Origin of the sequence: Coleofasciculus sp. (assembly GCF_046565525.1) — a bacterium.
GTDB lineage: Bacteria > Cyanobacteriota > Cyanobacteriia > Cyanobacteriales > Coleofasciculaceae > Coleofasciculus.
Genome location: NZ_JBKHUP010000170.1, coordinates 1 through 11,297 on the forward strand (window position 1 = coordinate 1; position 11,297 = coordinate 11,297).

Annotated in this window: 10 protein-coding genes; 9 read left to right on the top strand and 1 reads right to left on the bottom strand. The window is 46.2% G+C overall.

Going from position 1 to position 11,297, the window contains the following annotated elements:
* The first annotated feature begins 81 nt into the window (after positions 1-81).
* The 9 genes from ACLGGO_RS33570 to ACLGGO_RS33610 all read left to right on the top strand — a co-directional run bounded on the left by ACLGGO_RS33570 (position 82) and on the right by ACLGGO_RS33610 (position 10,430).
* Positions 82-1,599 carry a DEAD/DEAH box helicase family protein gene (locus ACLGGO_RS33570; RefSeq protein WP_446422565.1) on the top strand — a complete coding sequence of 506 codons (1,518 nt, stop codon included), beginning with the start codon at positions 82-84 and terminating at the stop codon, positions 1,597-1,599.
* A gap of 283 nt (positions 1,600-1,882) precedes the next feature.
* Positions 1,883-3,199, top strand: a complete 1,317-nt coding sequence (locus tag ACLGGO_RS33575; protein ID WP_446422566.1) for a glycoside hydrolase family 3 N-terminal domain-containing protein — start codon at positions 1,883-1,885, stop codon at positions 3,197-3,199.
* 331 nt (positions 3,200-3,530) lie between these two features.
* The gene (locus ACLGGO_RS33580; RefSeq protein ID WP_446371948.1) at positions 3,531-4,307 is read left to right on the top strand and encodes an SDR family oxidoreductase; all 777 of its coding nucleotides are present in this window, start codon (positions 3,531-3,533) and stop codon (positions 4,305-4,307) included.
* Positions 4,308-4,396: 89 nt separating this feature from the next.
* Positions 4,397-5,869, top strand: a complete 1,473-nt coding sequence (locus ACLGGO_RS33585; protein WP_446422567.1) for an MFS transporter — start codon at positions 4,397-4,399, stop codon at positions 5,867-5,869.
* 121 nt (positions 5,870-5,990) lie between these two features.
* Positions 5,991-6,428 carry an endonuclease domain-containing protein gene (locus ACLGGO_RS33590; protein ID WP_446422568.1) on the top strand — a complete coding sequence of 146 codons (438 nt, stop codon included), beginning with the start codon at positions 5,991-5,993 and terminating at the stop codon, positions 6,426-6,428.
* Positions 6,429-6,659: 231 nt separating this feature from the next.
* Positions 6,660-8,258 (top strand): alanine/glycine:cation symporter family protein, encoded by a 1,599-nt coding sequence (locus ACLGGO_RS33595; RefSeq protein WP_446422569.1) that lies wholly within the window; start codon positions 6,660-6,662, stop codon positions 8,256-8,258.
* Between the two features lie 229 nt (positions 8,259-8,487).
* Positions 8,488-8,913, top strand: coding sequence for a universal stress protein (locus ACLGGO_RS33600; protein WP_446336751.1), 426 nt, complete (start codon positions 8,488-8,490; stop codon positions 8,911-8,913).
* Between the two features lie 166 nt (positions 8,914-9,079).
* On the top strand, positions 9,080-9,757 hold the full coding sequence (locus ACLGGO_RS33605; protein ID WP_446336750.1) for a HEAT repeat domain-containing protein: 678 nt from the start codon (positions 9,080-9,082) through the stop codon (positions 9,755-9,757).
* Positions 9,758-9,869: 112 nt separating this feature from the next.
* Positions 9,870-10,430, top strand: coding sequence for a phycobiliprotein lyase (locus ACLGGO_RS33610; RefSeq protein ID WP_446336749.1), 561 nt, complete (start codon positions 9,870-9,872; stop codon positions 10,428-10,430).
* A gap of 31 nt (positions 10,431-10,461) precedes the next feature.
* Here the strand turns inward: ACLGGO_RS33610 and ACLGGO_RS33615 are convergent.
* The coding region (locus ACLGGO_RS33615; RefSeq protein ID WP_446422570.1) for a HEAT repeat domain-containing protein at positions 10,462-11,297 on the bottom strand (836 nt) is incomplete at its 5' end.

The following is an 11,297-nucleotide window of genomic DNA, read 5'->3' on the forward strand; positions in this document are numbered from 1 at the left end:
GTCAAAAATCCGCTACGGAACCTACGGGGCAGGATGTAGAAACCCGCCCCTCAACGAAGTAGGGGCGGGTAGTTCATACGAATGGCTCGTACCCCAAAATTAACCTTTAACCGGGGAACTCTACTCTTACATCCACCCCCACGGGGTAAGGCGTGGGTGGATTATGCGACGTGGGATGATCGGGTGGAGAAGTTTCGGATTCTGGGAATGCACTACCGCCCCTTGGTGGAAGTGCTGCAAGCTGAAGGGGTCGATTTTATTGATGAGGCGAAGGAATTCATACCCTTGGAGTTGGTATCCAGCTTTGAGATGGAACCGTATCCCCATCAACAGGAAGCCTTATTAGCCTGGAAATTAGCGGGGCGCCGAGGGGTGGTGGTATTACCCACAGCCGCCGGAAAAACCTATCTCGCCCAACTCGCAATGCAAGCTACCCCTCGCAGTACATTAATTGTGGTGCCAACGTTAGATTTGATGCATCAATGGTACGCGCAGTTAGAAGCGGCGTTTCCGGATGTAGAGGTGGGATTACTGGGGGGAGGTTCGCGCGATCGCACGCCAATCTTGATCGCCACTTATGATAGTGCCACAATTCACGCTGAGTCCCTGGGGAATCAGTATGGGTTGTTAATTTTTGACGAATGTCACCACCTACCCACCGACTTTTATCGATCCATAGCCGAATACGCGATCGCACCCTACCGATTAGGACTCACTGCTACCCCTGATCGTACTGATGGGCGTCATCATGACCTAGATGGCTTAATTGGTCAACAGGTTTATCGCAAAAGCCCCGATGACCTAGCCGGGTTAGCCTTGGCTGAACATAAGGTGGTGCAGATTAAAGTCAAACTATCACACCAGGAGCGCGATCGCTACGATGCCTGTCTCAAACTACGTAATGATTTTTTAAGAGAATCGAATATTTACCTGAGTAGTTTAGACGGATGGCAACGATTTGTGCAAACCAGTGCCGGTTCTCAAAAAGGACGCCGCGCCATGTTAGCCCATCGGGAAGCCAAGGAAATCGCTTTAGGAACGGAAGGAAAATTACGAGTATTAGCAGATTTAGTCGCCAAACATTATCCGGAACGTATCTTGGTGTTCACGAATGATAATGCTACCGTTTATCGGATCTCCCAAGAATTGCTGATTCCCGCCATTACTCACCATACCCCGGTTAAAGAACGCCATGAAATTCTCCAACGGTTTCGCGAAGGAGACTATAAAATCTTGACCGCATCCCATGTTTTAAATGAAGGGGTTGATGTTCCTGATGCACGAGTCGCGATTATTTTATCGGGTACGGGTTCAGAACGGGAATATGTACAGCGATTAGGGCGCGTGTTACGCAAGGGAACTGATCAGAATAAGTTGGCGATATTGTATGAAGTGGTTGCGGAAAATACCAGTGAAGAAGGAACATCTCAACGGCGGCGCGGTTCAAGTGGTAAAGCCAAAACTAAAGCCAAAGACAAACCCCAAAAAGTGGAGAAGCCAAAGCATCGACAATTAGAAATTTTACCCTCTCAACCCTACGAAATAAAACCATCTCAATCACCGAGAGCAGCCGAAAAACCGGGGAAATATGACCTATGATATTAAGTTGAACTCACTGATACAAGTGAGGTTTGTAGGGGAGCATGTCAGGGACAGCACAAAACGCTCAAGTAGGTTGGGTAGAGCATAAGCGAAACCCAACAGGCTCTCGATGGCGTTGGGTTTCGTTCCAAAGTCCCAACTTACAAAGGTGACATGCTCCCGGTTCGTAGTAAGCACTAAAGTGCTTAAAAAGAAAGTATTTTAAACTCAAATTTTCCTCTCTAAAAAAAGTTTAGCCAAACCAGACATGCAATAACCAATGATTGCGTTAACTAAATTTATGATAAAACTCATTAAACTGGTTTTAGCCATCATTCTGGTGTTTCCATCATTTTATTTAAGAACACCTTTTCTGGCAAGTGTAAGGGGTTGGGCATTTGGTTTGGTCTTTATCCTTAGTTTAGGATTAATCATTGCGGAAATTTCCGGCTGGAAGAAAAATTCAAGCCAGAAAGAAGTTATCCTCAGCGTTTTGATTTTAGCGATCGCGTCATTCAGTTTTTCCTTGGCGGTGACGAAGGAAGTTAAGTTTCAGTTAACCAAACAAGCGATTCTCAATCGAGAAGCGAGCCAATTGGAAACACTAGGTCAGCACTTTATCGTGGGTTATCGCAATTTTGAGGAGGTCAAAATCCTCGTCGAAAAAGGCGCGATCGCTGGTGTGTTTATCACGAAACGGAATATCCAGAATAAAACCCAAGACGAAATCCATCAAGAAATTCAATCGTTACAAGAAATTCGCACCAGTCAGGGGTTATCGCCGTTGTGGATAGCCACAGATCAAGAAGGCGGTATCGTCTCTCGATTATCTCCGCCTTTAACTCAATTGCCTCCCTTATCGTCGATTATTAAGGACGAAAAAACTATTGACCGCACTAAAGATGATGTTATCGATTATGCCAGTATCCAGGGTAAGGAATTGTCTGAGATTGGTATTAATTTAAACTTTGCTCCAGTCGTGGATTTAAATCAGGGAATTATCAGTCCCGATGATAAATATTCTAAAATTTACCTGAGAGCCATATCTGCCGATAAAGACGTTGTCGCTAAGGTGGCATTATGGTATTGCCAAACCCTAGCCAACTATGGCGTAACCTGTACAATTAAGCATTTCCCTGGATTGGGACGACTGGATACTGATACCCATATTGACCATGCTCAATTGAAGACTTCAATAGATGAATTAAGCCAAGCGGACTGGGTGCCGTTTCGGGAAGTCATGAGCAAAACAAACGCCTTTACGATGTTGGGACATGCCCAATTGATGTCCGTTGATCCTGATCATCCTGTATCGTTTTCGACAAAAGTTGTGAGCGAAATTATTAGAAATAAGTGGAACCATGATGGCATTCTAATTACAGACGATTTTAGTATGCAGGCTGTCTATGGCAGTCAAGATGGATTAGCTAATGCTACGATAAAAGCTGTGAATGCTGGAGTTGATTTAATTTTAATTGCTTACGACACCGATTTGTATTACAACGCGATGAATGGCTTAATTGCGGCTGAATCGGCTAATCGTTTGGATATTACTGTCCTCAAAAAAAGTAATACCAGACTCAAGCAAGCTATGAGTAAATTATCAATGGATAATTAATAATTGATAATTGATAATTGATTAATTGGGTCTAAGATCTCTTCGTTTACGAAGAAATTAAAAAAGATTTTCCTGATCGCCTAAAATTCTTCCTGAATTGAGAAACATATCAAACGTATCCTTCAGTTGATCCTCAGCGACAATAAGAACACAGGTTCTGCAAACGCGCTGAGGTTTTTTACGAAAATTGGTATGACACACCTAATTCAGTGGATTAGAATTCTCTGGGCGCAAGGATGGTGTCCAGAAAATAATTTGAATTTCTGAGAAAATAAAGGGAGAGCTGTGGCATAGTTAATATCAGCGACAATTCGTTCTATCGTTAACTTTGATGAACACTCCTGTGCAAGTCCTCGTCACTGGTGCAACTGGACGCACTGGTTCTCTCGTCGTCCAGAAACTACAACAACGTAAAGAGCAGTTTATTGTCCGGGGTTTTGCGCGATCGCGACAGAAGGTTGAGCAATTGTTCGGGACAACAGAGGGTTTCTATTTCGGGGATATCCGAGATCCCGCAACCCTCGCCCCCGCCTTGGTAGATTGTCAAGGGTTAGTTATTCTCACCAGTGCTATACCCCAGCCTAAAGGTATCCCACAGCCGGGACAGCGCCCTGAATTAACCTTTGCTACCGGTGAAATGCCAGAAGCGATTGACTATCAGGGTCAGATTAACCAAATTGATACCGCTTTATCAGCAGGGGTCAATCATATTGTCCTAGTGGGTTCTATGGGTGGAACTGATGAAAATCATCCCCTCAATCGTATTGGTAATGGCAACATTTTGATTTGGAAGCGCAAGGCAGAACAGTATTTAATCGATTCAGGAATCGACTATACTATTATCCGTGCCGGTGGGTTGCAAGATCAGCCGGGAGGGAAACGGGAACTATTGGTGGGTAAAAATGATACGATGTTGAAAAATCCGCCCAATGGAATACCTACATCCATTCCCCGTGAAGATGTAGCTGAAGTTGTAGTACAGGCTTTGTTAGAACCGAATGCTCGTAACAAAACCTTTGATGTGATTTCTCAACCCGAAGATGCTTCTGGTGCAGTGATTACCAAAGATTTTGCCGCACTTTTTGCTCAAACAACACCGGGTTTCTAATCCGAATATCAACACCAATGGGATGCCCATGTAGATGATGAAAATAGGGATTGTGTTACAGTTACCTATTTAAGCAATAGAAAACGGCAATGAGTAATACCGCCCCATCAGAGTCTCCAGTTCCACCAACACCACCCCAACCTGAAAAACTTAATCTTGCCACGAAAATGGCTTACGGGGCGGGTGATATGGGGGCGGGGATTACAGCTACCCTGTTAGCGTTCTCCTTACTGATTTTCCTCACCAATGTAGCTGGATTAAGTCCAGGGTTAGCCAGTACGGTGCTGTTAATCGGCAAAATCTGGGATGCTATTAATGATCCCATTGTTGGAGTATTAAGCGATCGCACTCGGTTCCGTTGGGGGCGACGCCATACCTGGATGATTCTATCCGGGATTCCCTTTGGTGTGTTCTTTTTCCTGCAATGGGTTGTACCCCCCATCAATCAGTCGGCGCTGTTTTGGTACTACGTGATTGTCAGTATTTTATTCAACATGGCGTTTACAGGCGTCAATTTGCCCTATACCGCGCTGACGCCAGAATTGACCCAAGATTACAACGAACGCACCACCTTGAATAGTTTTCGCTTTGCCTTCTCTATTGGCGGGAGTATTCTTTCCCTAGCATTGGGTCAATTTATCTTTCAAGCTATTCCCAATGATCAAGAACAATATTTAGTCTTAGGACTAATCTGTACAGTTCTGTCTGTTCTACCCACCTACTGGTGTGTGTGGGGAACCACAGATCCAACGGCGGCTGGGGAAGTGCGTTTCCATAAAACGGTGGCGGAGAGTAATGAAACGGAAATCCCTTTTTTAGAACAGCTAAAAATTGCCTTTAGGAATCGCCCTTTTCTCTATGTCATTGGGATTTATCTGTTTTCCTGGTTAGCTTTTCAGTTAACAGCGGCGATTATTCCCTATTATTTGGTTAACTGGATGGGTCAAGATTCCTATTTTACCGCCGCCTTAGTGGTTCAATCTGTAGCATTAGTGATGCTGTTTGTCTGGAATTGGGTGAGTCAGCGCGTCGGGAAACGGGCAGTTTATTTTATGGGAATGAGTGCATGGATTGTCGCCCAAGGCGGACTATTCTTTTTACCACCGGATCAGGTTGGTTTAATGTACCTCCTCTTTGTCATGGCAGGGTTTGGTATTGCCATTGCCTATCTCATCCCTTGGTCAATGTTACCCGATGTAATTGAATTGGATGAACTGAATACAGGTCAACGGCGCGAGGGAATTTTCTATTCCTTTATGGTACTCCTGCAAAAGATAGGATTAGCATTGGGGTTGTTTTTCGTGGGACAAGCGCTAGATTGGTCTGGGTTTTTGAGTAGCGAACCGGGTCAACCGATACCCGAACAACCGGCTTCAGCGCTGCTAGCGATTCGGTTAGTGGTGGGTCCATTACCCACCGTGTTCTTAATCTGTGGGTTAGTTTTGGCATATTTCTATCCCATCACCCGCGAAGTTCATGCAGAAATTCTGTTGAAGCTTCAGGAACGCAAGTTAGGTATGGATACTGATACTTCCGCTGACGAAGGTTTAGAACATGGGTGATGCTGTGACTCAGAAAAATACAATAAAGCCCCCATACAATAAAGCCCCCCTTTCAAAGGGGGGTTTGGGGGGATGAGAAAGGTTTGGGGGGATGGATATAAACCTTATCAACAATTTGGTCATGTCTCAATTAAAAGAAGGACGCTATTTTCTACCGTATAATCCTATTCTGGTTGAACGAGCCAAGAAAATGCGACAAAATCCTACCCCAGCCGAGCGTAAACTATGGCAGGACTATTTAAGACAATTTCCGTTAAAAGTATGGCGGCAAAAACCCATCGATAATTTTATTGTTGATTTCTATTGTGCCAAACTGAAGTTGGTTATCGAAGTCGATGGAGATACTCATTTTTGCGAAGAAGCGATAATTTATGACCAAAATCGCACTCATATTTTAGAAGGTTACGGTTTGCAGGTGGTACGTTTTACCAATAATGACGTGATGAATTGTTTTGATGCAGTTTGTGAGTGTATTGGTGGGTTTATCTCCCCGATCCCCGGAAATATCCCCCCTAGCCCCCCTTTGAAAGGGGGGAACTGGAGTGAAGATGAGCTTTGATACCAAATCTGCCTTTGTCACCTCCTTTATCCTTGTAGCGGCTATTCCCCACACCCCACACCCCACACCCCACACCCCACACCCCACACCCCACACCCCTCAACTCCAGTCCAGTGATAGACCGAGAGTTGTTTATTTATCATTCAAGTTGTGATCATTTTGCTATAATCTTCCTCTAATTCGACTGGGTGGAATAACCTGATCGATATCAAGTTGGCAATTAAACTCACAATGACATACCCTAGAAAACAGCCAATTTCCCCGGTGCAGCTTAAACGTCAAAGACGGGGAAAGCTAGCGGCGTTAGTGCTAGCTTTCCTGTTGCTGCTATTGTTTCCCGTTAGAGTTCTCGCTCAAGATACCGAAACCTCTGGGGGTTTCCTGGGTGCGATCGACACGGTGTTCTCAGCAATCGTCGAAGACTTAGCCAAAATTCTGTTCTTCGACATCGTTGGTTTCCCGTTGATTGTGCTGTGGTTAATTGTGGCGGGTATTTTCTTTACGATTCGCCTGGGCTTTATTAATATCCGTGCCTTTAAACATGCGATTGATGTGGTACGGGGTAGGTATGATGATCCAGAGGAAGAGGGACAAGTCTCCCATTTTCAGGCGCTGGCGACGGCGTTGTCTGGAACGGTGGGATTGGGTAACATTGCTGGCGTGGCGGTGGCAATCCAGATCGGAGGTCCAGGCGCGATGTTCTGGCTGACGTTAGCGGGTTTTCTGGGGATGACGACTAAACTGGTGGAATGTACCCTGGGACTAAAATATCGCATCGAACGCCCTGATGGTACAGTCGCGGGGGGACCTGCTTATATGCTCTCACGCGGGTTAACCAATATGGGACTGAGTCGTCTAGGAAAAGGATTGGCAATTATTTTTTCCGTGCTGGCGATTTTGGGTTCGATGGGCGGCGCGAATATGTTCCAGTCTAACCAAGCAGCGGCGGCTTTTATCGGTATATTTCCGGGGATGCAGGGATGGATCGTCGGTCTGGTTTTGGCAGTGTTAACCGCGATCGTGATTATTGGTGGAATTGAGCGAATTGCTTCAACTACGGGTTTTCTAGTGCCAGCGATGGCGGTACTCTATGTCATGGGTTGTCTGTGGATTGTTCTGGTAAATTTGCCCCAAGTTCCCAGCGCGATCGCAACCATTATTAGCCAAGCGTTTGTTCCTGGAGCGATTGAAGGCGGTATTATTGGCGTTATCGTGCAAGGGGTGCGGCGTAGTGCTTTTTCCAATGAAGCGGGAATTGGTTCAGCCGCGATCGCTCACTCGGCGGCTCGTACTGATGAACCGGTGCGCGAAGGGATTGTCGCCCTCCTCGAACCGTTTATTGATACGATCATCATCTGCAACATGACCGGAATCATGATTGTCCTGACTGGCGTCTATCAAAATACCGGTGAAGCAATCGACGGTTCCCAGATGACGCTGAATGCCTTCGCCACGGTTAGTACCTGGTTCCCGATTGTTCTCGCGATCGCGATTTTCCTGTTTGCTTTCTCCACGATTATTTCCTGGAGTTATTACGGCGAGATTTCTTGGCAATATCTCTTTGGTCAACGCACAATTATTATCTATAAGCTGATTTTTGTCACCTGCGTTTTTATCGGTGCTGTGGTAGCACCCAGCGCGGTGATTGATTTTAGTGATTTAACGCTGCTGATGATGGCACTTCCCAACCTGGTTGGAGCTTATTTCCTCTCCAACGAAGTGGCAGAAGACATCAGTAATTATATGCAGCGGCTGCGTTCGGGGCAAATGCCAACTTATGCCCAAAAGCAAGCCGCTATGGGAGTCACCCCTCAAGAAACTGGAGACTAGTGCGGCGCGGCGGAAATACTTGAGCAGCTTCGTAGATACGATGAACCAGGGGGAGCAGAGGGAGCAGGGGGAGCAGGGGGAGCAGGGGGAGCAGGGGGAGCAGGGGGAGCAGAGGGAGCAGGGGGAGCAGAGGGAGCAGAGGGAGCAGAAGTAGGAGAATAGTTTTGAGTTTTGCCGATTGTAGGGGCGGGTTTCACAATTAACAATTAACAATTAATAATTAACAATTATGAGCTGGCTAAAAAAGAATGAGGTGCTTGTACCGACTGATTTTTCGGATATATCCTTTACTGCACTGGCTCCCGCTTTAGAGTTTGTCGAGGACATATCTCATTTGCATGTTATTCACGTTCTTCTGCCTCTGAGTGCAGTTGATCCAGGTACAATATGGAAAACTGTCACCTCAGAATCTCGGCAAAACAACGCCAAATCAGTCCTGAAAAACAAGCTGAGTGAACTGGGGTATGCAGGAGTACAGATTCAAGTTTCGATTGGAACTCCCAGTCATGAAATTGTGGACTATGCCAAAGACAAAGGAGTGGAATTAATTGTCATGCCTACCCACGGACACACAGGTGTCAAGCGTGTTTTGATGGGTTCTGTGGCTGAGCAAGTGGTGCGGCTGTCTCCTTGTCCGGTGTTGTTACTCCGTTGAGTAGTGAAACCCGTCCCTACACACATACCAGGTTCCCTCGCTTTTAAAGGCTTCTTGCATCACGTCTCGACATTGCTTCCCCAGCTTCCCTCATCCTGGGCGAGTGCGCTTCCTTGAGTAATTTTCTATAATGTATGTAACATTTCTTAACAACGAAGGGAAGCTGATGGATTATCCTAACTTAGCGCAAATTTCAGATCAGCTAGAGAGTGGCAACTCCCGCGATCGCATGTTGGCGCTAGCCCACCTCCGTAACGTGCCCGCAGAGGATGCTGTGCCTTTAATCAAGAAGGTTTTAGATGATCCCAGTTTACAGGTGCGATCGATGGCAGTCTTTGCCTTAGGGGTGAAGCAGACGGACGAATGCTACCCTATTTTGGTGAAATTACTCGATGACCCCGACTATGGCATTCGCGCTGATGCCGCCGGAGCATTAGGATATCTAGAAGATGCCAGAGCCTTTGAATCGTTAGTCCGGACATTCTATGAAGATACGCAATGGTTAGTCCGGTTCAGCGCGGCTGTCGCATTAGGCAATATAAAAGATCCCCGCGCCCGTCAAGTTCTCACTCAGGCACTCGATAGCGAAGAAATCGTGGTACAACAGGCGGCTATCTCTGCATTGGGTGAAATTAAAGCCGTCGAAGCCGTGGATGATATCCTGCGCTTTGCCCAGTCTCCCGATTGGTTAGTGCGCCAACGCCTAGCCGAAGCCCTCGGTAACTTACCCACTCCAAAAAGCCTGTCAGCATTAAAATTCTTGGCAAAAGACAGCCATTCCCAAGTTGCTCAAGCTGCATCCATTTCCCTGAACCGCTTGCAAGAGGCGGCAAACCCAGCCTAAACTCCTGCCCATATCTTTCCCTGAAGCCAGGAAAAAGCAAAAATGAACTATAAATAACCAAGGAGAACGATAAAATCAGTTAAAGCTTTGTTAACGTGAAACGTCTGACTTCATGGATATAAAAGAGTTTTTTGAGCAGAGTGCTGGGCGATGGTTTTCTCAGCGCACCAGCCACCATCTGGCATTTAAGCAAGCTGAAAATGGTAAATCCAATATTACGATTGAAATGATCGCGGCTGATGCGCCAGAAGTGGTTCAGCTATGTCAACAGTACGAGGTTGATCCAGCCTTAGCCCTCTGTGGTGCCAGAGTGACGTGGGATGGCACAATGGATTGGGATGAAGAGAAGCATCAAGGCTCAACGGTGCTGGTGCCAGTTGCTGATCCTGATAAGCCCAATGAAGGGAAGCTATTGCGGGAAATGGGTTATGCGGAGAAAGCCCCGGTAGCTGGTCACTATATTATGGGGGATGATCAGGCGCTGACGTTAATTACCGACTACGAAACCATGTATTCTGAGGAGCGTTTGTGGTTTGCTAGTCCTAACTTACGGCTAAGGACGAGCATTTTGAAGCGATTTGGCGGCTTTAGCATGGCGTCTCTGTCTTCAGAAATTCGCATGGGTGTGACTAAATCGGCGCAAGAATCACAAGATGCGGCGGCTAAGGCTTAATTGTTTTTGTAGGGGTTTGGTTACCAAACCCCTACGGCGTGGTGAGGATGTCAAAAATCCACGCCACCATATCTTCGACTAAATTGGGCTGATTGGGGGAGAATGATTTTAAGGGACTATTGGGTTGATGGGTGATGACAGCAATTGCCCCATCAAATTTGCTTAAGTCGGCTAGAAATGTGGGGCTAAAGTCTTCGGTTGGGGGTTCTGTGTTGGGTAGGGGAGTGCTGTTGTAGAATAGCCAAACGATGGATTTATTGCTTTCGATTAACTGTTCATCCCAATAGGCTTGCAATTGTGCCAGGGTTTGGGGTGTGCCATGGCTGCTTTTGGGGAATTTGTGGCGTCGCATTTCGTGGTAGATTTTGGCAGAAGGGTTTTCGCGATCGAGGAATTTGTTGGCGTCGATGGCAATGAGTCGGGGCAAGTCTTGAATTTCGCCGATTTGGGTTTTGGTTTCTAGGGCGGTGTGTAGGCGTTGGGGTAATTCTTTGAGGGTGAATGTGTTGGCTGGGGTTGTGGTTTCTATTGGCGATTGTTCATTCTCTTTTGCTTCTAGTTGATGCCATGCTTGGTAAAAGGTGGGGTAGGGGAGAGTTTGGGCGTAGTGCCAGAGGAGTTCATAGCAATTTTTATATCGATTAAAGTCATTTTGGCGAGTCTTATCGGATAAGTAATCCTTCAATGCGGTGATAACTTCTGCCATCTTCTGATTGTCTGTTATCTTCTTTAAGCTATCAATTGCTTGCCTACGGGTAAACTCATCCTGTGAAGTATGGATTAATTGGAGTAAAGCGGCGATGGCTTGGGGATTGTCTTTGTCTATTTTCCCTAAACTCTCTGCGGCTTGCAAACGAGTAGATTCAT

Coding starts and splice junctions, on each gene's coding strand:
- ACLGGO_RS33605 (WP_446336750.1), top strand. CDS start 9,080: ATGGATTATCCTAACTTAGCGCAAATTTCAGATCAGCTAGAGAGTGGC.
- ACLGGO_RS33585 (WP_446422567.1), top strand. CDS start 4,397: ATGAGTAATACCGCCCCATCAGAGTCTCCAGTTCCACCAACACCACCC.
- ACLGGO_RS33570 (WP_446422565.1), top strand. CDS start 82: ATGGCTCGTACCCCAAAATTAACCTTTAACCGGGGAACTCTACTCTTA.
- ACLGGO_RS33600 (WP_446336751.1), top strand. CDS start 8,488: ATGAGCTGGCTAAAAAAGAATGAGGTGCTTGTACCGACTGATTTTTCG.
- ACLGGO_RS33590 (WP_446422568.1), top strand. CDS start 5,991: ATGTCTCAATTAAAAGAAGGACGCTATTTTCTACCGTATAATCCTATT.
- ACLGGO_RS33575 (WP_446422566.1), top strand. CDS start 1,883: ATGATAAAACTCATTAAACTGGTTTTAGCCATCATTCTGGTGTTTCCA.
- ACLGGO_RS33580 (WP_446371948.1), top strand. CDS start 3,531: ATGAACACTCCTGTGCAAGTCCTCGTCACTGGTGCAACTGGACGCACT.
- ACLGGO_RS33595 (WP_446422569.1), top strand. CDS start 6,660: ATGACATACCCTAGAAAACAGCCAATTTCCCCGGTGCAGCTTAAACGT.
- ACLGGO_RS33610 (WP_446336749.1), top strand. CDS start 9,870: ATGGATATAAAAGAGTTTTTTGAGCAGAGTGCTGGGCGATGGTTTTCT.